Origin of the sequence: Halosubterraneus shenae (assembly GCF_050510935.1) — an archaeon.
Lineage (GTDB): Archaea > Halobacteriota > Halobacteria > Halobacteriales > Haloferacaceae > JBDGPU01.
Genome location: NZ_JBNLVO010000001.1, coordinates 158,401 through 178,845, shown reverse-complemented (window position 1 = coordinate 178,845; position 20,445 = coordinate 158,401). Strand labels below are relative to the sequence as shown.

Annotated in this window: 24 protein-coding genes; 13 read left to right on the top strand and 11 right to left on the bottom strand. The window is 62.8% G+C overall.

Translation table 11 applies throughout. The features are described from left to right. Positions 1-406: 406 nt before the first annotated feature. Together ACQE3M_RS00815 and ACQE3M_RS00810 are read left to right on the top strand one after the other, a co-directional pair. Positions 407-808: a DUF8159 domain-containing protein gene (locus ACQE3M_RS00815; RefSeq protein ID WP_430503565.1), complete on the top strand. Its 402-nt coding sequence runs from the start codon at positions 407-409 to the stop codon at positions 806-808. After that, entirely contained in the window at positions 805-1,752 is a 948-nt protein-coding gene (locus ACQE3M_RS00810) for an alpha/beta hydrolase (protein ID WP_430503564.1), read from the top strand. Before ACQE3M_RS00815 ends, ACQE3M_RS00810 begins: the two co-directional genes overlap by 4 nt. Positions 1,753-1,777: 25 nt before the next feature. Here the strand turns inward: ACQE3M_RS00810 and ACQE3M_RS00805 are convergent, their stop codons facing one another. Further along, complete coding sequence (locus tag ACQE3M_RS00805) at positions 1,778-3,175, bottom strand: FAD-binding oxidoreductase (protein WP_430503563.1); 1,398 nt, start codon at positions 3,173-3,175, stop codon at positions 1,778-1,780. A 114-nt stretch (positions 3,176-3,289) separates the two neighbouring features. Here ACQE3M_RS00805 and ACQE3M_RS00800 point away from each other — a divergent pair, with 114 nt between their 5' ends. Continuing rightward, entirely contained in the window at positions 3,290-3,601 is a 312-nt protein-coding gene (locus tag ACQE3M_RS00800) for an MTH1187 family thiamine-binding protein (RefSeq protein ID WP_430503562.1), read from the top strand. Positions 3,602-3,627: 26 nt separating this feature from the next. On the opposite strand, the gene ACQE3M_RS00795 is transcribed toward ACQE3M_RS00800, so the two are convergent. Next, positions 3,628-4,317 (bottom strand): hypothetical protein, encoded by a 690-nt coding sequence (locus ACQE3M_RS00795; protein ID WP_430503561.1) that lies wholly within the window; start codon positions 4,315-4,317, stop codon positions 3,628-3,630. Positions 4,318-4,471: 154 nt separating this feature from the next. Here ACQE3M_RS00795 and mch point away from each other — a divergent pair, with 154 nt between their 5' ends. The 3 genes from mch (at position 4,472) to ACQE3M_RS00780 (ending at position 7,259) form a co-directional block, all read left to right on the top strand. Further along, on the top strand, positions 4,472-5,407 hold the full coding sequence (mch, locus tag ACQE3M_RS00790; protein ID WP_430503560.1) for a methenyltetrahydromethanopterin cyclohydrolase: 936 nt from the start codon (positions 4,472-4,474) through the stop codon (positions 5,405-5,407). A 19-nt stretch (positions 5,408-5,426) separates the two neighbouring features. Further along, a complete protein-coding gene (locus ACQE3M_RS00785; protein ID WP_430503559.1) occupies positions 5,427-5,987 on the top strand; it encodes a hypothetical protein in 561 nt (186 codons plus the stop codon). A 69-nt stretch (positions 5,988-6,056) separates the two neighbouring features. Beyond that, on the top strand, positions 6,057-7,259 hold the full coding sequence (locus ACQE3M_RS00780; RefSeq protein WP_430503558.1) for a potassium channel family protein: 1,203 nt from the start codon (positions 6,057-6,059) through the stop codon (positions 7,257-7,259). A gap of 190 nt (positions 7,260-7,449) precedes the next feature. Here the strand turns inward: ACQE3M_RS00780 and ACQE3M_RS00775 are convergent, their stop codons facing one another. Then, the gene (locus tag ACQE3M_RS00775; RefSeq protein ID WP_430503557.1) at positions 7,450-8,574 is read right to left on the bottom strand and encodes an MBL fold metallo-hydrolase; all 1,125 of its coding nucleotides are present in this window, start codon (positions 8,572-8,574) and stop codon (positions 7,450-7,452) included. A 185-nt stretch (positions 8,575-8,759) separates the two neighbouring features. Between ACQE3M_RS00775 and ACQE3M_RS00770 the strand changes: the two genes are divergently transcribed. Further along, complete coding sequence (locus tag ACQE3M_RS00770; RefSeq protein ID WP_430503556.1) at positions 8,760-9,323, top strand: class I SAM-dependent methyltransferase; 564 nt, start codon at positions 8,760-8,762, stop codon at positions 9,321-9,323. 307 nt (positions 9,324-9,630) lie between these two features. Here ACQE3M_RS00770 and ACQE3M_RS00765 read toward each other — a convergent pair whose 3' ends face one another. The 6 genes from ACQE3M_RS00765 to ACQE3M_RS00740 all read right to left on the bottom strand — a co-directional run bounded on the left by ACQE3M_RS00765 (position 9,631) and on the right by ACQE3M_RS00740 (position 13,477). Next, complete coding sequence (locus ACQE3M_RS00765) at positions 9,631-10,035, bottom strand: helix-turn-helix domain-containing protein (RefSeq protein WP_430503555.1); 405 nt, start codon at positions 10,033-10,035, stop codon at positions 9,631-9,633. Positions 10,036-10,099: 64 nt separating this feature from the next. Next, positions 10,100-11,098 (bottom strand): sulfite exporter TauE/SafE family protein, encoded by a 999-nt coding sequence (locus ACQE3M_RS00760; protein WP_430503554.1) that lies wholly within the window; start codon positions 11,096-11,098, stop codon positions 10,100-10,102. Beyond that, complete coding sequence (locus ACQE3M_RS00755; RefSeq protein ID WP_430503553.1) at positions 11,095-11,250, bottom strand: DUF7512 family protein; 156 nt, start codon at positions 11,248-11,250, stop codon at positions 11,095-11,097. The genes ACQE3M_RS00760 and ACQE3M_RS00755 overlap by 4 nt, the downstream gene beginning before the upstream one ends. A 93-nt stretch (positions 11,251-11,343) precedes the next feature. Further along, positions 11,344-11,796 (bottom strand): YeeE/YedE family protein, encoded by a 453-nt coding sequence (locus ACQE3M_RS00750; RefSeq protein ID WP_430503552.1) that lies wholly within the window; start codon positions 11,794-11,796, stop codon positions 11,344-11,346. Further along, the gene (locus tag ACQE3M_RS00745) at positions 11,793-12,293 is read right to left on the bottom strand and encodes a YeeE/YedE family protein (RefSeq protein ID WP_430503551.1); all 501 of its coding nucleotides are present in this window, start codon (positions 12,291-12,293) and stop codon (positions 11,793-11,795) included. Before ACQE3M_RS00745 ends, ACQE3M_RS00750 begins: the two co-directional genes overlap by 4 nt. 2 nt (positions 12,294-12,295) lie before the next feature. After that, positions 12,296-13,477: an MBL fold metallo-hydrolase gene (locus ACQE3M_RS00740; RefSeq protein WP_430503550.1), complete on the bottom strand. Its 1,182-nt coding sequence runs from the start codon at positions 13,475-13,477 to the stop codon at positions 12,296-12,298. 205 nt (positions 13,478-13,682) lie between these two features. Between ACQE3M_RS00740 and ACQE3M_RS00735 the strand changes: the two genes are divergently transcribed. The 4 genes from ACQE3M_RS00735 (at position 13,683) to ACQE3M_RS00720 (ending at position 15,510) form a co-directional block, all read left to right on the top strand. Then, entirely contained in the window at positions 13,683-13,925 is a 243-nt protein-coding gene (locus ACQE3M_RS00735; RefSeq protein ID WP_430503549.1) for a sulfurtransferase TusA family protein, read from the top strand. 60 nt (positions 13,926-13,985) lie between these two features. Beyond that, positions 13,986-14,558 carry a DsrE/DsrF/DrsH-like family protein gene (locus ACQE3M_RS00730; protein WP_430503548.1) on the top strand — a complete coding sequence of 191 codons (573 nt, stop codon included), beginning with the start codon at positions 13,986-13,988 and terminating at the stop codon, positions 14,556-14,558. A gap of 102 nt (positions 14,559-14,660) precedes the next feature. After that, positions 14,661-15,005 carry a rhodanese-like domain-containing protein gene (locus tag ACQE3M_RS00725; RefSeq protein ID WP_430503547.1) on the top strand — a complete coding sequence of 115 codons (345 nt, stop codon included), beginning with the start codon at positions 14,661-14,663 and terminating at the stop codon, positions 15,003-15,005. Between the two features lie 109 nt (positions 15,006-15,114). Further along, positions 15,115-15,510: a DUF302 domain-containing protein gene (locus tag ACQE3M_RS00720; RefSeq protein ID WP_430503546.1), complete on the top strand. Its 396-nt coding sequence runs from the start codon at positions 15,115-15,117 to the stop codon at positions 15,508-15,510. A 919-nt stretch (positions 15,511-16,429) separates the two neighbouring features. Here the strand turns inward: ACQE3M_RS00720 and ACQE3M_RS00715 are convergent. Then, positions 16,430-17,164 carry a helix-turn-helix domain-containing protein gene (locus ACQE3M_RS00715; protein ID WP_430503545.1) on the bottom strand — a complete coding sequence of 245 codons (735 nt, stop codon included), beginning with the start codon at positions 17,162-17,164 and terminating at the stop codon, positions 16,430-16,432. An 88-nt stretch (positions 17,165-17,252) separates the two neighbouring features. Between ACQE3M_RS00715 and ACQE3M_RS00710 the strand changes: the two genes are divergently transcribed. Continuing rightward, on the top strand, positions 17,253-18,365 hold the full coding sequence (locus tag ACQE3M_RS00710) for an MBL fold metallo-hydrolase (protein ID WP_430503544.1): 1,113 nt from the start codon (positions 17,253-17,255) through the stop codon (positions 18,363-18,365). Between the two features lie 3 nt (positions 18,366-18,368). Beyond that, complete coding sequence (locus ACQE3M_RS00705) at positions 18,369-19,658, top strand: MFS transporter (RefSeq protein WP_430503543.1); 1,290 nt, start codon at positions 18,369-18,371, stop codon at positions 19,656-19,658. 244 nt (positions 19,659-19,902) lie between these two features. On the opposite strand, the gene fer is transcribed toward ACQE3M_RS00705, so the two are convergent. Continuing rightward, positions 19,903-20,292, bottom strand: a complete 390-nt coding sequence (gene fer / locus ACQE3M_RS00700) for a ferredoxin Fer (protein WP_430503542.1) — start codon at positions 20,290-20,292, stop codon at positions 19,903-19,905. Positions 20,293-20,445 lie beyond the last annotated feature (153 nt).

Sequence of the window (20,445 nt, the reverse complement as noted above, 5' to 3'; positions counted from 1 at the left end):
ACCGATCTCGGAGGTGGCGGCGAAATTGTCCGTCGTTCGAGTTATTAGCTCTGCTCGAAGACCCGACGAGTACGCCCTACAGGCAGTGAATACCGCCCCCTTATACCTTAACTCTGATAGTTCGCCTCGATGATTTGTTCTCGAAATTCAAGGAGGTGAAGGCGTTTTCACAGAGAGGTTAAATCCCAACCCCGCCAATGGATGAGTGCCGCGTGGGACAAATCGTGTGCCTCTGACAAGACCGATCGGATCGCCGGGCTCACCGGCGACCCCCCGCGCGCGGCTTTTCGAAGCGAGCAACCCCTCGCGGCGACCGCCACGACGAGCGGCCTGACCAACCACCGCCGCGTTCTCCCCGACCGCGTTCCCGGTACCGCTTTACCGCTCGATGCCGAGTGTCTCTACCATGAACACGGACGCCGCGACGCTCGAGGCCGAGCTCCGGAGCTACGGTATCAGCGTCGAGCAGCTCTCCGTCGACGACGGCGAGATCGACCTCGAGTACATGACGGCATTCCCCGCCGACCGGGTCCACGACGGCGAGATCGGCCGCGCGTGCAACACCCTCATCGACATGATCGAGGCGGACGAGTGCGAGCCGATGCGCGTGGACGCGACCGTCGTCCGCTCCCCGGGCGACGTGCTCGGACACTGGCACGCGGAGGCCGAGTGGTTCGAGCAGCTCACGAACTACGCCATCTCCGAAACCGAGTTCTCGACCCGCGTGCTCGAGACGGTGCGTCACGAGACGGACGGCGGCGAAGGGGCGACGAACGACGAACCGGTCGACGGCACCGAAAGCCCGTGACGCGCCGAAAACCGCGGAACCGCGCCCAGCAGCACCTCGACTGGCCGCCCCGCGAGCGCTACGCGACCCGCGACGTCGACGTCGAGAGCAACGGCGACACCTGTCGCGGAACGCTGTACCTCCCGAGCAGCACCGAGAACCCGCCCGTCGTCGTGCTGGCCCCGGAGCTCGGCGCGGACCGTAAGTTCGGGCTGCCCGCCGTCGCGGAGCGGTTGGCCGCCAACGGCTACGCCGCCTTCACCCTCGACTATCGCGGCTTCGGTGCGTCCGACGGCGACGACCAGGCGATCGCCCCCGCACGCCACCGGGACGACCTCGCGGCCGCCGTCGACCGGGTGGCGGCCGTCGAGGCCGTCGGGGACGAGACCGTCGTCTCGGGGTACGGCCTCGGCGCTTCCCACGCGGTAGCGGTCGCAGCGGAAACCGGCGGCGTCGACGCCGTGATGGCGATCACTCCCATCCTCGACGGGCGAACGTTCCTCCGGCAGCGCGGCCGGAAGCCGTTCCTGCGCGTGCTCGCCGCCGGCCTGCGCGGGGCGACGGTCGGGCGCGTCCGCGGCGACCGCGAGGTGCCAATCGCGGGCGCCGCCGCGGACCTGGCGCCGGTGACTGACAAGCGATCGTACCTCGATCTCGTCGACCGAGAGTCAGACTGGCGGAACGTGACGCCGGCGCGGTCGCTGTGGCGCCTCGCGCGCCACGACGTCACCGACGCGCTCGACGAGCTGCGCGTCCCAGCACTGGTGCTTGCGGGTACCGACGACGCGCAGGCGCCAGCCGACCGGGTCGAACGCGCGGCCGAGCGGATCGAGTCGGCGGCCTCCCACCGGGCGGCCGTGACCTTCGTCGAGATGCCCGCGGACCACTGGTCGGTGTATGGCGCGGACTTCGAGTCGGCCGTCGGCCACCAGCTCGCGTTCCTGCGGGACGCGCTCGACCGCTGAGGAGGGGCCGGGACGACGCTCGCGCTCAGTCCCGTGCCGGGATCACTTTCTCCGGGTTCATGATGCCCTCGGGGTCGATCGCTTCCTTGATCGCCCGCATCGGCTCGACGGCGGCACCGTGTTCGGCGGCCATATACTTGCGCTTCCCCGTCCCGATGCCGTGCTCGCCAGTGGCCGTGCCGCCGAGCTCGATGGCGCGGTCGACGACGCGCCCGTAGAGCTCCTCGGCGCGCGCGACCTCGTCCGGGTCGTCCCGGTCGACGAGCGTCGTGTAGTGGACGTTGCCGTCGCCGGCGTGCCCGAAGCAGGGGACGAAGAGGTCGTACTCGGCGGCCAGCTCCTTCACGTACTCGACGATAGTTCGGTACTCGCCGATGGGGACGGTCACGTCGCCTGGCTGGCCGAGACCCCGCTCGGGGTCGTAGGTGTCCAGCGCGAAGGCGAGGTCGTGACGGGCCTCCCACAGCTCGTCCATCTCGCCGGTTCCGGCGACTTCGAACCGCTCGCAGCCGTGGCTCTCGAAGATCGACCGACAGTAGTCGATCTCGGCCTCGATGGCGTGGTTCGCGTGGAACTCACAGAAGACGAGCGGCGCGTCCGGGAGCCCGGTGGCTGCGTAGTCGTTCGCGACGCGGGCGGTGTCGGCGTCGAGCAGCTCCATCGCCGCGGCGTCGACGCCGGCGGCGACGGCGTCGCTGATCGCCGCAGTCGCGTCCCCGAGCGTCGGGAAGACGGCCCGCGCGCCGCGAACCTGTTCGGGACGCCCGGCGAGCTCCAGCGTCGCGCGCGTGACGACCGCGAGCGTGCCCTCACTGCCGACGACGAGGTCCTTCAGGTTGTAGCCGCTGGACGTCTTCGCCGTCGTGCTGCCGAGTTCGACGACCGTGCCGTCGGGCAGCACCGCCTCGACCGCGAGCACCCAGTCGCTGACCTCGCCGTACTTCACCGTCCGCATCCCGGAGGCGTCGGTCGCGATCATCCCGCCGATGGTCGCCGACTCGCCCGAGGAGGGCACCGTCGGGAGGAAGAGCCCGTAGCTGGCCAGGTGGTCGTTGAGGTCGTCGCCGACGACGCCAGCGCCGACGTCGACCTGGAGGTCGTCCGGGCGGACGTCGATGACCGCGTCCAGCCGCGTCGTGTCGAGGCTGATCCCGTCGGGCAGCGGCGTCGCGCCCCCCTCGAATCCGGTCCCACCGCCGTACGGCGTCACCGGAATCCCGCGTTCGGTGGCCCCGGCGAGGACGGCCGAGACGTCCGCAGTCGACGCCGCGTAGACGACCGCCGCGGGCGTGACCGCGTCCGCGTCGGCCGTGCCGTAGTCGCCGTCGTGACTCCCCCGATCGGACGCCGCAAACGAGACCTCGCCGTCGAGCCCGAGGTCGCGCAGGAAGCCAAGCTCCGTCGTCGCGTCATCGTCATTCATGTGGTGTACGGTAGCACGGTTCGTCTTAAGTCCACGGTCCAGCGGAGTCGGCGAGCGGACCGCGGTCCCCCCATACCGCCCCGATTTAACCGGGGTCGGCCCCAAGCTGCGGACATGTCAGTCATCGCGATGTTGAGCACCGCGCCCGTGATCGAGGACAGCATGGCCGAGGAGGTCGCGAAGGCCGTCGCCGCGCTCGACGACTACGACGTGACCTACGAGACGAACCCGATGGGGACCGTCATCGAGGCCGACGACGTTGACACCTTGCTCGACGCCGTCGGCGCCGCGCACAAGGCGGTCGACGGCGACCGCGTCTCCACGTTCCTGAAGATCGACGACAAGCGCACCCGCGACCAGTCCGCGGCGGCAAAGGTCGAGGCCGTCGAGGCGGAACTCGGGCGGGAGGCGACCAGCGAGCGGTAGTCGCGAGCGACGGACGACACGGAACCTCACTCGGCGCCGGTGTTCGCCTGCCCGCCGGCGTCGGCGCTCCCGTCCGGGTTCCTGACGGCGACGTCGAACGTGGTCGTCTGCACGACGGTTTCGGATTCCCCCTGTCGGCCCTCGAGGTCGGCCCGGAGCACGACGTCCAGCGTCGTCGCCGTCGACTCGCCGGCCTGCAAGTTCGGCGCGCTGAGCCGGTCGCTCGTTACCGCGTCGCCCGTGTCGGTGGCGTCCGCACGCGCGAAGGCGACGGTAATGGCGCCGTCGACGGCGTCGAACCCCGCCGTCGACTCCCCGAGCGTCACCGTCTCGACGGTCCCCGGCGTGTCGCTCGCGGCGGTCAGCCGCTCTTTATAAACGACGTCGACGCCGGCGTCGCTTCCGACCGCGACGGTCAGCTCGATCGACGCCACGCCCGCACCGAAGTTCCGCCAGGAGACGTCGATCTCGGGGGCCAGGTAGACCGCCTCGACGCGCCCGTCGTTGCTCCGGACGGTGGGCGCGTCGCCCGCTTCGAACGCCGCCGGGTCCCCCGCGACGGCGGCTCCGGGCGTCGACCCGAGCGAGAGCAGCGCGCCGCTCGCAGTCGAGACGCCCACCAGACCGGCGAGCGCGCCGAGGACGGCGCGACGAGAGGGGGTGGACGCATTGGTGGAAGTGGAGTCGTCGGGACGGGTGGCTGCAGCGTCGGACATGCTGGGCCGAGTTGCTGCGGTATCGTATTTGAACCCTCGCCGGGGTGCGGCGCCCGTCGGTGACGGGAGGCCGAGCGAACGGAAACCGGCGAGTACAGCGAGCGCGAGCGGCCGAACTGATAAACTCCTTACGCGAGGAGCGCGCAGTGACCGTATGGAGAGCATCAATCGGACCGCGATCGAACTCGTCGACGAGGCGCTGGACTTCGCCGACGAGATGAACCTCGCGGCCCACGAGCTGGACAACGAGGCCACCGTCATCGACTTCGGCGTCGACGCCGCGGGCGGGATCGAGGCCGGCGTCCTCCTCACGGAGATCCAGACCGCCGGGCTCGCGAACGTGACGACGGCGATGGGCGAGGTCGCGGGCGCGCCGCGCCCCCACATCGAGCTGACGACGGACCACCCCGCGGTCGCCCTGCTCTGCTCGCAGAAGGCGGGCTGGGAGCTGGAGTTCGACGACTTCGCCGGGCTCGGCTCCGGGCCGGCCCGCGCGCAAGTCGGGAAGGAGACCGAGTTCGAGAAGGTCGGCTACTACGACACCTTCGAGTTCGCGACGCTGTCGATCGAGTCCCCGCAGCTGCCCGACGAGGCGGTCGCCGAGCACGTCGCCGACCTCGCCGAGGTCGAGCCCTCGGGCGTGTTCCTGCCGACGTTCGCCGCCGGCTCGACGGTCGGCTCCGTCACGATGGCGGCCCGCGCGGCCGAGCTCGCCGTCTTCCGCCTGATGGAGCTCGGCTACGACCCGACCGACGTGATCACCGCCTCCGGCTCCGCACCGATCGCCCCCGTCACGCACGACGAGGAGCTGGCGATGGGCCGGACGAACGACGCGCTCGCGTACGGCGGCGAGGTGTACCTGCAGGTCGAGAGCGACTCGGACGCCTTCGAGAACCTGCCCTCGACCGCGCGCGAGGAGTACGGCACGCCTTTCATCGACATCTTCCAGAACGCCGACTGGGACTTCTACGAAATTCCCGAAACCGTCTTCGCGCCAGCCGGGGTCACGGTCGACGTCGTCGACGGCCCGACCTATGCCCTTGGCGAGACGAACGACGACCTGCTGGCCGAGTCGTTCGGCTACGTCTAAGCACCTCCATCCTCCACCCATGCGTTTCAAACTCGTTCCCGAGCCGCCCGCCGACCTCGACCGCGTGCGCGAGGCCCAGCGAGCCGTCCCGCTCGTGCCGGGCAGCGAGGACGACTGCTGTGCCCGCCTCCAGCGCCGGCTGGGGTTCCCGAGCCGCGACGTCTCGCGCACCTGGCTCACCTTCCTCCGGGCGCTCGACCTGGCCGAGGAGACGCCCTCCGGCTTCAAGCGGCGGTCCACCGATCCCACACCGGAACACCTCCGGACGGCGTTCCTCGAGAGCGTGATGCTCGCCGAGGACACGCTCGCCGAACTGGTCGCGGCCGGCACCGGCGACGACTCCTGCTCGCTCGACGCCGACGACGTGTTCGAGCGCACGCGCGAGGGCGTCCCGCAGTACGAGCGGCACAAGAACCCGAACAAGTGGGAGCGGATCTGGCGCGACCGCGCCGCCAACCTGCTCGGCTGGCTCGCACTGCTCGACCTCGCGAAGCCCGTCAACGGCGACGGTACCGGGGCGCTCGGCGATTCGGCAACCGGGTACCTCCCGACCGATCGCGGCGTCGTGCTACTGGGCTGACGGCTTGGTCGGCGACCGCCGGACCGCCCCCGTAACAAGGCTTTTCCACGACCCCGGAGAGGGTTCTCTATGGGACGATTCGAGGAAGAGGGGTCCCCGCGGACCGTCGAGTACGAGCCCGCGAGCGTGAAGGACCTGCTCGTGGAGATGAAAGACACCGCGGAGCTGCTCATCGACCTCTCCTACTCGGCCGTGCTCCACCAGAGCAAGGACGTGGCCGAGGAGGTGCTGAAGCTGGAGGAGAAGATGGACGTCCTCCAGCTGCGCGCCAGGATGAGCCTGATGCTGGCGGCGCGCAACCCGGACGAGGTCGAACAGCTCGCCCCCGTGCTGGGCGTCGTCGGTGGCGCGGACAAGATCTCCGACGCCGCCGGCGACATCGCGAAGATCGTCCTCGAGGATATCGGCCTCCCGGACGCGATGCGCGGCGCGCTGGGCGAGGCCGTCGAGATGCTGGTCCGGGGCACCGTCGCTGCCGACTCCGACTACGCCGGCCGCACGCTCCAGGACATCGACCTCGAGTCACAGACGGGCGTCCGCCTCATCGCGATCCGCCGGGCGGACGACTGGATCCTCGATCCGGGCCCGAACACGGCCGTCCAGTCCGACGACGTCGTGATCCTCCGCGGCCCGGAGGGGGCCATCGAACGCGTCTACGAGACGCTGACGGGGGAGCGCTACGAGCCGGCCGAACCGGTCGAGTCCGAGGTCGAGGACCTCGAACGCGCCGTCGACTCCATCGTGCTGATGAAGAACCTCTCGGAGCTGGCGGTCGACCTCGCGTACGGCTCGATCCTCTTCGACAACGAGCAGCTGGCCGAGGAGGTGGCGAACCTCGAGGTCGAGGTCGACGCGCTCCAGTCCCGGTTCGAGGCGTGGACGCTCCGCGCAGCCCGGGACACCGAGGATCCGGTGACACTCCGGGGGCTCATCCACCTCGGGGTCGCCACCGAGGTCATCTCCGACGCCGCTCTCGAGCTCTCCGAGGGCGTGCTTCGCGATCTCGACGTGCACCCGGTCGTCGAACTCGCGGTCCAGGAGTCCGACGAGATCATCACTCGCACGACGATCCAGGAGGGCAGCGAGCTCGACGGGACCGAGGTCGACGAGGGGGTCCCCGAGACCGACGTCTCGACGAGCGTGCTGGCGATCCGGCGACCGGAGGGCTGGCACGTCGGCCCCGACATCGACGCGACGATCCGCGCCGGCGACGTGGTCATCACCAAGGGGACGCGCTCGTCAGCCGAGGCGTTCGAGCAGCTGGCGGCCTGAGCGGTCCGCGCACTCGTGTTCGAGCGTCCACGAGCGGGAGCAACGGCCTGGCCACGCGAAGCGTCGAGCCGGTCGTGAGCACGGAACCCGCGATCCGGGGACACAACCGCTCCTTCACTCGTTACTCCGCGGAACTGCTCGTCCACCCACGCGACACCGACCGATCGAGACGCCTGCACCCCGGCGAAGTTCAGTTCGCCGCGCAGTTATTCGGACCGAGTTCAAGCGACTCAGCGTCGCTACCGGGCTCTTCTCTCCCCCAGTTGATCTGCTTGATCTCGTTGTAGTTGGCGGGTTCGTCAGAGAGGCTCTCGACGATGGTTTCGACGAACTCCTCTTCGTCGCCGCTTTCGACGTAACTCAGGAGTTCGTTCGTCGCCTCCGTTTGCAGCTCACCGAGGTTCGTGGCAAGCGGTCGCACCTGCTCATCGCTGAAGTGGCCGGGAAGAACGACGGTGTCGTCCGGAGAGGCGGTGAGTTTCTCGAGGCTGTCGAACAGCAGTTTAGAGGCCTCCCGGACCGCGTCCTCGGAGCTATCCTCGAGGTCGGGCCGGCCGACACTTCGGAGGAAAAGCGTGTCTCCGGTAAGGAGCGCATCCCCGAAGCGGAAGGAAACACTCCCGGGCGTGTGGCCGGGGGTGTGCAGTACGTCGAGTTCCCGATTCCCGACACTGATGGTGTCACCATCCGAGAGTTCGGTGAGACCGTCGAGTTCTCCAGCGTCCTCGCTGTGAAGGTAGTAGGGAACGTCGAGTTCACGGGTCAACCGGGGAGCACCGGAGACGTGGTCTGCGTGTGCGTGGGTGTCGGCCACGCCGACGACGTCGAGATCGCGCCTGTCGGCGAGATCTAGATAGTAGTCAATGTATTGAGTAGGGTCGACGACGACCGCTTCCTCTCCATCATGCACGAGGTACGAAACACAGCCAGTACCGGGCCGAACCACCTGGACGACGCCGCCGACGTCGGAGACGTCGTACTCACGGTGGACACGTCCCCAGGCATTCATGCCGCCGTGAATCGATTTCGCGTCGAACCCGTGTTCGCGGAGGGCCTCGGCTGCGCGGGCAGACGTGACTCCACCGATACAGACGACGGCGATCTCTTCATCCTGTGGAAGTTCGTCGAGATGGGCTTCGAGTCCCGAGTAGTCGTACTCCAGCAACTCATCATACACTGGAATATTCGCGCTGCCCGGGATTTGCCACTCCTCGTACTCGTCCTCGTTGCGGATGTCCAGGACGAACAGGTCCTCGGCATCTTCGTCGGCGATCCGACGAGCGACCTCGACGGCCTCGATATCGGTATTGCTCATTACATACAATACTACACACTCAGGCATCTATAAACGCATCGGAACAGCCAGGTCATTATATGTTCCAAACGAGGTTTCGAGCCGATTTTGAAGCAAAATATGTATACTACACTCTCACGATAGACGGACTCCCTCGCTTGAGATGATCATTAGCTATTTCACGAAGAGCGCACAACTGTCGAGTCATGGGTCACCATACGTTCGATCCCTCGAAAGCTGCCAAACTCGAGGATCCTGAAAGCCGCTATCGATTCATTTCACGCGAAGAACTCCTCTGGGCGCTTAATCTAACCGGCAATGAAAACGTCGCCGATCTGGGAAGTGGAACTGGTTTTTATACTGACGTCGTCGCCCCTCACGCCGAACACATCTACGGGATCGATATCCAGGAGGCCATGCACGATTTCTATCGCGACAAGGGAGTCCCCGAGAACGTGGAACTCCTCGCCTCCGGGATCGAGGACCTCCCTTTTGCTTCCGATCACCTTGACGACGCGGTTTCGACAATGACGTACCACGAATTCGCCAGCAAAGAGGCGCTGTCCGAACTCGCACGGGTACTCACACCAGGTGGTCGACTAGTCATTGGAGACTGGTCAGCAAACGGCACCGGAGAAGCAGGTCCACCGCTCGAAGAACGATTTAGCGTCTCCGAGGCAGTCTCCGCGCTCCGCGCAGCCGGATTCGATGTCGAATTCCAGGCAGAACGCCCCGAAACGTTCCTCGTTGTCGGAGTGTGTAGTGAGTAGGTTAGCCAACGGAGTGCGTCTCAATATTGTGTGACGATGGTGTAGGCGTACTTGGTCAGCATCGAAAAGAGGCACCCAGTAGTGACAGTAGCTGGAAAAACAATTGCTTCATCTACTCCGGCAACTCCGGGAACTGAGAGATCGTTACTGCATACCTGGAGCCGCACGAATCACAAGCTGTCTGCACGTTTATTTCTGGGTCGTTCTCATTCTGCGTGAGAAGGATAGTCTGACCACACTCACACACAAATTTCGCAGTAGGCTGGTCATCAGTTATCATACTAGTCGACCTATTGAGGAGACCGCGTTAGCTTTCAGCTGCTGCGGCGGGCTGGGGCTCGTCGCTGTATTTTTCGCTGAACTCGCCGATTAGCTGGCCCATCTGGGCGTACCAGTCGTTGAGCGTGCGCTGCATTTCGTCAGCGATCTCGTCGGCGTCGCGAGGTCGGTACACGTGGTAGTAGCCGCCCTGTTCGTAGTTCACCTGCTCCTTCTGGATGAACCCGGCATTGAGGAGCCGCTGGACAGCGCGGTACGCAGTCGACCGTTCACGGTCGACCCGTTCTGCGATCTCGTCGACGGTGAGTGGCTCCTCACTCTCGTTCAGCTGTCGGAAGATGTCCTTGTCGATCTCTTTGAGACCATGGAAACACTCCAGCAGGCCCTCACACTGCATATCCTGCCGAAGCATCTCACTCATTGAATCAGGCATACGTTCTGTAGGATATGAGGACGCAAAAGTGTTTGTCTAGATGGTACAATACTGCACTACCGACCTACGAGGTGGTGAGCTGGCATAGTGTGCTAGTCCGGTCGTTACGGAGCCGACAGACGGCTGCAAGGACGACCGCGCTGCTCACGAATAGCGCAGCCCCGAAGATGAGAACGGTGCTAACCGTCGAGAGGATCTCGATCCCGTAGACGGAACCGAGTTTGTTCGCGGCGACGGCCGCGCTCCCGGCGAGCAACATCGCGGCGAAGTACCCTTTGATCTCGTCTTCGTCCACCAGATTCGTCGCCCCCGCCCCGACACGGGCACCAAACGCGCTACCCAGGAGCAGGAAGCCGACTACCGGTAGATCGACAGCCCCGGATTGTGCGTAGGTGAACGCACCGAAGGCGCCCGAGATCGTGATCTGCAGGATGTCCGTCCCGACGGCGATAGCTGCGGGGACGCCGAGCCCGTACATCATAGCGGGCATCAGCAGGAAGCCGCCGCCGACGCCGAGGAAGCCGGACAGCACGCCGATGACGAGGCCGATGGCGAAGATAATCGTCGCCGAGACGCGGACGTCGCCGCGTAACGTCACCATCGGCGGGATGTGAATGGACCGGACACGGTCGGCGAGGTCGCTCTCCCCGTCCGTTTCGTCCTCGTCGGTCCATGCGTCCCGCAGCGTGAGTAGCCCGACAGCCGCGAGGAGGCCGACGTACGCGACGTTGATGATGAGGTCGGCCATGCCGGTCGCATCGAGGAAGAAGACGACGCTCTTCCCCCCTTCGATACCGATCGTCATGGCGACGGTCATGATCAGCGCCAACTTGTAGTCGACCTGTCCGTGGTCACGGTGCCGAAGCGCGCCGATGACGCTCGTTCCAAAGACGAAGGCCAGACCGCTTCCGACGGCGACCGTCGACGGATACCCCAACACGAGCAGGGCGGGCGTCACGAGGAACGATCCACCCATCCCGAAGAACCCGAAGAGGGTCCCGATGAGCAGTCCAAAGCCGACGAATACGGCGATCATCGTGAAACTCAACCCGAGTATTGTCATTGGTGGTCCCCGACTATCGTGTCGATCACTGCCGAACCGACTGTCTGGCTGAGCGCCCCGTACCCAAGGTAGAGTATGATCGCCTCCACGAGGACGAGCCCCACTGTGGCGAACGCCCTGGTGGATCCGGTTAACGCTTCAAGTCCGAACATTGGCTTTGTGCTCCATAGTTTTGTTTTGATATTCCATTTTCTCACAATACTGCTGCTGTCGTGGTTTTCGGGTGAAATTCAAAAGCATGAATTTTAGATTTCTACCCCGTTGCCACCGATGAGTGACCGGGCGTACCCCTGGGTGTACGCGCCGAGGAACATCCCCGCTATCGCCCAGAGAATGGGGTAGTTCCCGATGCCGAAGCTGGCGTATGCGGCTCCAGGACAGATCCCGGAGATCCCCCAGCCGACGCCGAAGATCACGCCGCCAATCACGACGTTCTGATCCAGCTCTTTCACCCGGCGGGTGTACTCACGGGCTGTTAACGGGGCATCACCGAGGTACCTCGTCGCAACGGCGAAGGCGATTCCACTGACGACTGCGGCGCCGCCCATGACGAACAGGAGGCCGAAGTCCTCGAACTGGAGGAAGTCCAGAACGACCTCCGGGCGAGCCATTCCGCTGATGGCCAGGCCGAGCCCGAAGACGAGTCCCCCGAGGTAGATCACCGGAAGGAACAGCGGACTCCGCTCGCGGTCGCTCATGGTGCCACCCCCAGTGCAGCAACGAGTTGCGCCGTCCCGATCGCCACGGCCAGGAACGTCGCCACGTTCACGAGCGAGGTGTTCGACAGCGACCCGACTCCGCAAACGCCGTGCCCGGAGGTGCAGCCCTTCCCGAGGCGAGTCCCGACGCCGACGAGGAACCCGCCGCCGAGGAGGCGCCACCACTGGACGTCCGTCGTCCAGATAGTCGGGTCGGGCGCGAGGACGAGCCCCCAGATGGCTGCACCGCTGACGATCCCGGCGGTGAAGACGACCCGCCAGCCCCGGGACTGGACGTATCTGAAGCGGTTGAATCGGTCGACGTCGGAGACGTACGACAGCGTCGACTCGAGGAACGAACTCGCACCAGGGGCGATCCCGGTGGCGAGGTAGATGAGCGAGGCCCCGAGGCCGACGAGCAACCCGCCGATCAGGTACGGACGAATCCCTCGCGGGAAGAGGTCGCCGACGGCGAGCAGCGGAACGAGTACCTCCATCGTCAGTTAGTCAGCGCCTCCTCGCTCGCGGCGCAGTTGTTCGGCCCGAGTTCGAGCTCGAACGCCTGCTCGTCGGCGGGCGCTTGCTGGCCGAGGTTGGTCGCGATGATCTCCTCGTAGTTCGCCGGCTGCGGCGGCATGTCCGCGACGATGAACTCGACGAACTCACCCTCGTCCATTGTGAGCGCATCCATCCGGTCGACCAGGTCGCCGAGCGTCGCGGTGTAGGTGCCGTCGTCGTTCGGCGTCGCGGAATCGCTGAAGTGAGCCGGTGCGACGATAGTGTCGTCCGAAAGCGGCAGGACCTGTTCCTGGAGGCTCTCGTACAGCGTTCGGGCTGCCTCCTTCGCAGCTTCGGGGTCCTCGAGGTCGGGACGGGCCACGCTCTCCGTGAAGAGGCCGTCGCCCGTGAACAGGACGTCACCGACTTTGTACGCGGTCATTCCGGTCGTGTGTCCGGGCGTGGCGATGGCTTCGATCTCGACGTCGCCGACGGTGAGAGTTTCACCGTCGGAGATCGTCCGGTAAGACTGTTCGTACTCGACGCCGCGGTCGGCTGCTGCCGCCGGGAGGACCGCCGTCGCGTCAGTTTCAGCGGCGACGTCGCGGATGCCGGAGATGTGGTCGGCGTGAACGTGCGTGTCGAGCGCGTACGTGAGGTCAGAACCGAGCGTCCGCGCGTCCTGGACGTATTCGGTAGCGAAGGCTCGAAGCGGGTCGATGACCGCGGCCTCGCCCTCGGAGACGACGAGGTAGCCGAGACAGCCGCTGGATGGACGCCTGTACTGCGCGACCGTCGCGTCGGTATCCGTGGCGATCTCCTGATATTCGTAGATCCGTGCCCATCCCTTCATTCCACGGGCCAGGTGGTCCACCTCGTACCCCGCTTCCTTGAGGTGTTCAGCGACCAGTTCGCTCGAACCACCCTTTGCGCAGAGAACCGTGATTCGCTGGTCGTCGGGCAGCTCCGTGTGGAGGCTCGCTGGAATCCCATCGAGTAGATCGAAATACGGGTGGTTCACGATTTCGACGTTTTCGCCGCCAATGTGCCATTCGTCAAAGTCGCCTTCCGAGCGCGCGTCGAGAATAAACACGCTTTCGCCGCTATCGATACGCGCCTTCAGCTCGGTTGGCGTCGTCGATGCAACCGTTTCGTCCGTGTCGGGAGCATTCCCTTCGGTCATCGTCACTCCTGTCTACCGACCGCTGATAAATAAGGCTTTGTATAGTATTTCACCTACTGCACAACACTACATCACCCATAACTCAACATATCTGCCCAAAAGCCCCGTTTCCTGAATATGTGCGGGTGAGGTATTGTCCTGTGATAGAAATACTACCGACAAACTTTTCTTGGGCCATCCAATATTGGGTAATGAAGTCAATATCATGACTGACCACGAAATCAGTGAGACGCTCGACGTGAAAGGCGAAAACTGCCCAATGCCGGTCGTCAAGACGAAGCAGAACATCGACCAGCTCTCCGAAGGCGAGGTCCTCGAGGTCCTCGCGACCGACCCCGGGAGCATGAGCGACCTCAGCGGCTGGGCCGACACGACCGACGGCGTCGAGCTCGTCGACCAGCAGGAAGGAGCGGACGTCTACACGCACTACGTGCGCAAATCCGAGTAAACCGATGAAGGAGATCAACGAGCCCGTCGAACGTACTGACGCGGATTACGCTGGGGAACGATGAGTACTGACACCTCTCCACCCTCGGACGAGCAGACGCCCTCCCGGGCGGAACTTGCACAGCGTATCGACGAGCTGGAAGCCCAGCTCGCCGCAGCGACGGACGACGATGAGCAGCCGAAGATGTCGATCATCTCGACGAAAGGGACGCTCGACATGGCCTACCCGCCGCTCATCCTCGCGAGTACCGCTGCGGCGTTTGGATACGAAGTCACGGTCTTCCACACGTTCTGGGGCCTGGAGATCCTCCACGAGGAACGGTCGAAGAACCTGCAGCTGAGTTCGGTCGGCAATCCCAACATGCCCGTGCCGAACGCTATCGCTGCGCTTCCCGGTATGGACAGTGTGACGACGAAGATGATGGAAAAGAAGATCGACGACAACGACACTGCCTCTATCGAGGAGCTGATCGACACGTCGCTTGAAATGGGAGTCGAATTCCAGGCCTGCCAGATGACTATCGACCTGATGGGCTACGACGAGGACGACTTCTTTGACGGCGTTACTGTCGGTGTCGGTGCGGCGACGGCCATTCAGGACATGGCCGAGTCCGACATTCAGCTCCTGGTCTAGCTCGGCAGGTTCTCACTTGCGTTGGAAGGGACGGTGCGACCTCGAAACGCAACTGCACCAGGCGCCAACCTTATGAGTTAGTACTGTATAGTATTGTTTATATTGACCAATACTATAATAACCCCTGCTGAAGTGGAGTCACGCAACGACGTTTTCGTTCTCGACGTTAGACCTGCGTACAGTTTCGAGGAGGAACACATTGTTGGGAGCCATAACCTACCGATTTACGACCAGCTAAAGGGGAAGAATTTCATCGGCCTCGATGCTTCCACAGCAGAGCTACCGAAGGACGAGGAAATAGCGGTTGTTTGTTTTAGCGGCTCTACTGCCGGAATCGCTGCTGAAAGACTTCGAGATCAGGGCTTCGATGCCAAACGATTGGTCGGAGGTATTGCTGGTTGGGAAGCGGGCACTGCTGGAACCGTCCAGGCAGCTCAGAGTGTCTGAGAAACCGGTGAGAATCAAGTCCGTGCTTGAGTTTTGAACACTCGACCACGAGGTCTCCAGTGAAGCAACGTGGGGAACACCTTTCACGTAGCACGTTGTATTGGGTAGTATGTCCTATACTATAGACAAGCGGGTGTCGGGAGAGTTCGACGAAGTCGTCGATCAGGCGACCAAGGAACTATCGGAAGAGGGATTCGGCGTTCTTTGCGACATCGACGTTCAACAGACGTTTGAAAAGAAGCTTGAAGAAGACTTTCGGGAATACCGGATCCTCGGTGCATGCAACCCGGCACTGGCCCGACAAGCCCTGGAAGAAGAACTTCAGTTAGGGACGCTGCTTCCCTGCAACGTCGTGGTGTACGAAACGGACGACGGCGACGTCGGAGTCAGCGCAGTCGACCCGGAGGTCTTGCTTTCCGCTGTTGATAATCCCGAACTGGACCGCATCGCGGAAGACGTGCGAAAACGATTCGACCGCGTTCTGGACGAGTTGCCGGAAGCCTAGCAGTAGTTGGCAACAGGATTTCTTTATCCAGAAATAGGCTGAAACAGCTATTATAGAGGGTTTGCGTAGTGGTTAATTTCCCTGAACAGGGCCGCTGTTACAGTCTGGACAGATGCCGTCTGCAGGTAATTTATTGAACGTTTCGTAGCAGCTCTGACATTTGAATTCATCTGCATAAACATCCGTGCCTTGAACGGGCCCACTATTGCACTGGTGGCAAACACCGTCGGAAGGGAGTTTGGTCATGTATGTGTAACAGTTTTCGCATTTGAAGTAATCATCATACACAGAGGTGCCTTCGATCGGTCCGCCGTTACATTGAGGGCAGACACCGTCGGAAGGAAGTTTGGTCATGTATGTGTAACAGTTTTCGCATTTGAAGTAATCATCATACACAGAGGTGCCTTCGATCGGTCCGCCGTTACATTGAGGGCAGACACCGTCGGAAGGAAGTTTGGTCATGTATGTGTAACAGTTTTCGCATTTGAAGTAATCATCATACACAGAGGTGCCTTCGATCGGTCCGCCGTTACATTGAGGGCAGACACCGTCGGTGGGGAGTTTGGTCATGTATGTGTAGCAGTCATTGCATTTAAAGAAATCATCATAAACAGATTCACTCTGAACGTCTCCTGTACCACATTGAGCACACGTATCGATCGAGTTGCTACTCATCACAGTGTAGCAGTTTTGGCATTTCTGAGCCATACCGACGCAATATATCAAACGTGGTTAAATCTATGGGTGAGGAAACGGTGACGGCCGAACAGTCAGTATACCACATCGCCCTCTAACTCTATCACCTGCACTACCCGATTCGAGAGAATGAGTTTCGCTAATCATACGGGAGAAAGTCTATTTTCAACAGCTGTCGATTAGATAGCCTTCACCGGTACCCAACCTGGAATCTCATAACCGACTAGTCGGCGATCTGGTCGCCTCTCGCCGATCTTTCGATCTGTAACGGGTTCGATTCCGTCGTCGCCGTGACCAGTCGCAAGAACTCCCCAGCATTCGTGAGAAGTTTGTTCTCCGCCTTCCGGAGGTGTTCCTCGAAGGTCGAACGAGCAACAGCCGTCTGTTCGGCAAGGTCTCGCAGCGACGTCTTTCGAGGTTGGTTGTAATAACCGCTTTCCAGTGCTAATTGGAGTGCGGCTAACTGTCGGTCGGTGATTTCGTCGAACAACTGGCTCGCCGGGGCAAGCATGCTGTGAGGGATCTGCTTCTCCGAAATCGAGGTTTTCGAGAGCAGTTCGATCTCCCTGTCGGAGCGGAGATCGCCGAGTAACTCCTGGATATCTTCACCGTCGAACGCGACGACGGTGTAGTGTTCCCAGCCCTGGCGGTAGATCGTCGGCGACTGGTACAGACAGTTATGCTCCTCGAACCGGTCCACGATAGACTGTTCGAGCGAACATAGACAAGACTGCGTGACGACGTGATAGCCGTCGTCGCCTTCCGATTCGTGCAGCACAGTCCCGATCCGACTGATGTCGTCGAGTAGCTCGTCCGTCGGCGTCGTCTCGGACGTAATCTCGAGGACCTGGCAGTCGCTCAGGGGCCATTCGCGTATCGTCAAGTCCGGGTACCGCTCGGAAATCTTCCGGTATGGACACTCGTGTTTGACCCGAATCGAGGCCTCATACAGACTCATACGAATGATTAGGTCCAGTCAGAATTAATGGTACCGGTCATGACCGGCAGCGCCTATAACCAAATATCTCCCGTATCCAGAAGTACCGATGCAGGAGCTACCGCCGGACGCACTCAGTGAACAGTTACAGGGCGACGACGATGACCCGCTCGTCCTCGATATTCGACATCAGGAGGACTTCGAGGAGTGGCACATCCCGGGAAGTATCAACGTCGACGTCTACGACGAATTGGTCGACGATCCCAAACAGGCCAGCGAAGCCCTCTCGGAGCTTCCCCGCGACGAGCAGATCGTCACCGTCTGTACCGCAGGCGTCGTCTCACAGACTGCGACAGAACTTCTCGAGGAACAGGGCTACGACGCGGTTACCCTCGCCGACGGCATGAACGGCTGGAGCCGCGTCCATCGGTACGCAGAAGTGCCGACTGACCTCGACGGCACTATCGTTCAGGTCGCGCGTCCGGGGAAGGGCTGTCTCTCGCACGTTCTCGTCTCGGACGGCGAAGCCGCCGTCTTCGACCCGTCCCACTACCTCGACGAGTACGACGTGATCCTCGACGAGTACGAAGCCGAACTCGTCGGCGTCTTCGACACGCACGCCCACGCAGACCACATCTCGGGCGCTGCCGACCTCGCCGACCGCCACGGCGTCCCCTACTACCTCCATCCGAAGGACGCACTCGCGCTCGACGCAACGCCGCTTGAGGACGGTCGAAGTGTAACGGTCGGCCATCTCGATATCGAGGTCATCCATACGCCGGGTCACAGTGAAGGGAGCGTTTCGTTCGATGTCGAGGGCGCGGCGCTGCTCACTGGGGACACGCTGTTCCACGAGAGCGTGGGTCGGGTCGAACTCGGCGTGGAAGCCGGTATCGAGGAGTCGGACGTCGCCGGAAACGCCGCCACCCTCTACGAGAGCCTCCAGCGACTGCTGGGACGACCGGACGACGCAGTCGTACTTCCCGCACACGACCCGGGATCACCCGAACCGCCAGTTACAGCGACTCTCGCAGAGGTCAAGGAACGAAACGAGGATCTGGAGCGTGACCGCGAGGAGTTCGTCGAGGAACTCGCTTCCGACGTCCCGGATCATCCGCCGAACTTCGAGCGCGTAAAACGGACTAACGTGGGACAGGAAGCGGTTCCAGCGGACGAATTGGCTGAACTCGAACTAGGGCCGAACAACTGCGCTGCTGAGTAACCAATGAGTACGCCAACAGACATCAAACAGGGAATCCGCGAACACCTCGGGCAGTTCTCGCTGCACGTCCTGCTGGTGTTCGCGACCGGACTGACCATCGGTTCCGAACGCACCGTCGTCCCCGTGCTGGGGGAGGACGTCCTCGGCGTCGAGTCGTTCCTCGTGATCGGCTCGTTCGTCGTCTCGTTCGGGATCGTCAAGTCGCTCCTCAACCTCTACGCAGGGAAGTGGGGCGAAGAGTACGGTCGCAAACCAGTACTCATCCTCGGATGGGCGACTGCACTCCCTCTTCCGATTATCCTCATCTTCGCGCCCAGCTGGGCCTGGATCACCGTCGGGAACATCCTGTTGGGCATCAACCAGGCGCTGACCTGGAGCATGGCTATCAACGCGAAGATCGACCTCGCAGGGCCCGACCAGCGCGGGCTAGCAGTCGGAATCGACGAGGCGTTCGGCTACACCGGCGTCGCCGTCGGTGCCTGGATAACGGGCGTCATCGCCGCCCAGTGGAGCCTTCGACCAGAGCCGTTCTACTTCCTCGGCGTCGTCGTCGTGCTGGCGTTCCTCATCTCGATCTTCCTCATCAAGGAGACCGTCCAGTACGCTCGGGCCGAGGGAGATGAAGACCACCACGACGCAAATCTGCCGTTCAGTGAGGTTCTGAAGCGGGCGACGTACGGAGACAGGACATTGTTTGCGGCAGCGCAGGCCGGTCACATCGAGAACTTCGTTGACACGTTGTTCTGGATCGCTGTCCCGCTGTACCTGACGAGTCAGGGCCTCGGCATCGCAGCAGTCGGGGTCGTCGTCGGCGTCCATAGTGCCATGTACTTCCTCCAGATTGCGACTGGCGGGCTCGCGGATCGCATCGGTCGCCGTCCACCCGTTATTTGGGGAATGTTCCTCGCGGGAGGCGGCGTTCTGGGGATGGTACTCGTCGAGGGGTATCTCCCGTGGATGCTACTGGCCGGCATTTCCGGCCTGGGAATGGCGCTGCTGTATCCAAACCTGATGACCGTTCCCGGCGACGCCGCCCATCCGACGTGGCGGTCGGCGGGAATGGGTGTCTACCGGATGTGGCGCGATTCCGGCTACGCCGTCGGCGCGATCCTGATCGGGCTATCGATGGAGTTCGTGAACGCGGAGGCCGCGTTCTACATGACTGCCGGACTGATGTTCCTGTCCGGGGCAGTCGTGTATGTCTGGATGGAAGAAACCCACCCCGAATTCGGAACCCACGAACCACCAGCCCCAGCTACCCAACCTCCAGCTCAGGTAGTGTCTGAAGACTAGAACTCTTTTGGCAGGCCTCCACCGTTCAGTGGTCACGAGATGTGACCCGGGATGTGTGCCGCAGACCTGATCCCACACTTCATTCGTACTCGTCTGGATTTGAAATACAGATCCTATTATTGTTCCACGAGTAACATCTATAAAGAACAAAGACCCGAGTTACTGGGACTGGTCTATTGATTTCGGTAAATAGGGGAGATTGAAACTGCTCACCAGTGTCGGTACACTGGCCGGACAGTCGATTTTATATGACGCGGTTCTGCAGGTAGTCGAGGTGCTTCGCGTTGTACACGATGCGGACCTCGTCTGCTGCCGGGCTACCGATACAGGTCAGGCGGACGTCCTTCTCCTCGACTTCCTCGTCCGACAGGATCTGCTGCATGTCCATGTCGATCTCGCCCTCTTTGACGATGGCGGCACAGTTCGCACAGGCGCCGGCGCGACACGAGAAGGGCCAGTCGTAGCCCTGGGCCTCGGCGGCCTCGAGGATGTATTCGCTCTGGTTCACGTCCAGCGATCCGTAGTCCTCGTCACCGAGGTCCGCGTCGGCCGCCTTCTCGAAGAGGTCCTCGTCGTCCATCGACCAGCCGTGGTCGTCGAGTACTTCGTAGTTAAGGTATTCTACCGTGGGCATCATCTGGCGGTTCGATGTCCACCTCATTAGGCTTTGCTGTTCGATCCGGAGCCGAGGCCGTACCGAACCCCGACCAGCAGTAGCAAGCGGACGGACGACACCGAGTTCGCCGACTGGCGCGCCGAAGCCATCGAGGGGCCCGACGATCGCTAT

What these genes read in the sequence shown, in the direction of transcription:
- ACQE3M_RS00815 (WP_430503565.1), top strand. Translation starts at nt 407, where the DNA reads ATGAACACGGACGCCGCGACGCTCGAGGCCGAGCTCCGGAGCTACGGT.
- ACQE3M_RS00805 (WP_430503563.1), bottom strand. Translation starts at nt 3,175, where the DNA reads ATGAATGACGATGACGCGACGACGGAGCTTGGCTTCCTGCGCGACCTC.
- ACQE3M_RS00800 (WP_430503562.1), top strand. Translation starts at nt 3,290, where the DNA reads ATGTCAGTCATCGCGATGTTGAGCACCGCGCCCGTGATCGAGGACAGC.
- ACQE3M_RS00795 (WP_430503561.1), bottom strand. Translation starts at nt 4,317, where the DNA reads ATGTCCGACGCTGCAGCCACCCGTCCCGACGACTCCACTTCCACCAAT.
- mch (WP_430503560.1), top strand. Translation starts at nt 4,472, where the DNA reads ATGGAGAGCATCAATCGGACCGCGATCGAACTCGTCGACGAGGCGCTG.
- ACQE3M_RS00785 (WP_430503559.1), top strand. Translation starts at nt 5,427, where the DNA reads ATGCGTTTCAAACTCGTTCCCGAGCCGCCCGCCGACCTCGACCGCGTG.
- ACQE3M_RS00780 (WP_430503558.1), top strand. Translation starts at nt 6,057, where the DNA reads ATGGGACGATTCGAGGAAGAGGGGTCCCCGCGGACCGTCGAGTACGAG.
- ACQE3M_RS00775 (WP_430503557.1), bottom strand. Translation starts at nt 8,574, where the DNA reads ATGAGCAATACCGATATCGAGGCCGTCGAGGTCGCTCGTCGGATCGCC.
- ACQE3M_RS00770 (WP_430503556.1), top strand. Translation starts at nt 8,760, where the DNA reads ATGGGTCACCATACGTTCGATCCCTCGAAAGCTGCCAAACTCGAGGAT.
- ACQE3M_RS00765 (WP_430503555.1), bottom strand. Translation starts at nt 10,035, where the DNA reads ATGCCTGATTCAATGAGTGAGATGCTTCGGCAGGATATGCAGTGTGAG.
- ACQE3M_RS00760 (WP_430503554.1), bottom strand. Translation starts at nt 11,098, where the DNA reads ATGACAATACTCGGGTTGAGTTTCACGATGATCGCCGTATTCGTCGGC.
- ACQE3M_RS00755 (WP_430503553.1), bottom strand. Translation starts at nt 11,250, where the DNA reads ATGTTCGGACTTGAAGCGTTAACCGGATCCACCAGGGCGTTCGCCACA.
- ACQE3M_RS00750 (WP_430503552.1), bottom strand. Translation starts at nt 11,796, where the DNA reads ATGAGCGACCGCGAGCGGAGTCCGCTGTTCCTTCCGGTGATCTACCTC.
- ACQE3M_RS00745 (WP_430503551.1), bottom strand. Translation starts at nt 12,293, where the DNA reads ATGGAGGTACTCGTTCCGCTGCTCGCCGTCGGCGACCTCTTCCCGCGA.
- ACQE3M_RS00740 (WP_430503550.1), bottom strand. Translation starts at nt 13,477, where the DNA reads ATGACCGAAGGGAATGCTCCCGACACGGACGAAACGGTTGCATCGACG.
- ACQE3M_RS00735 (WP_430503549.1), top strand. Translation starts at nt 13,683, where the DNA reads ATGACTGACCACGAAATCAGTGAGACGCTCGACGTGAAAGGCGAAAAC.
- ACQE3M_RS00730 (WP_430503548.1), top strand. Translation starts at nt 13,986, where the DNA reads ATGAGTACTGACACCTCTCCACCCTCGGACGAGCAGACGCCCTCCCGG.
- ACQE3M_RS00720 (WP_430503546.1), top strand. Translation starts at nt 15,115, where the DNA reads ATGTCCTATACTATAGACAAGCGGGTGTCGGGAGAGTTCGACGAAGTC.
- ACQE3M_RS00715 (WP_430503545.1), bottom strand. Translation starts at nt 17,164, where the DNA reads ATGAGTCTGTATGAGGCCTCGATTCGGGTCAAACACGAGTGTCCATAC.
- ACQE3M_RS00710 (WP_430503544.1), top strand. Translation starts at nt 17,253, where the DNA reads ATGCAGGAGCTACCGCCGGACGCACTCAGTGAACAGTTACAGGGCGAC.
- ACQE3M_RS00705 (WP_430503543.1), top strand. Translation starts at nt 18,369, where the DNA reads ATGAGTACGCCAACAGACATCAAACAGGGAATCCGCGAACACCTCGGG.
- fer (WP_430503542.1), bottom strand. Translation starts at nt 20,292, where the DNA reads ATGCCCACGGTAGAATACCTTAACTACGAAGTACTCGACGACCACGGC.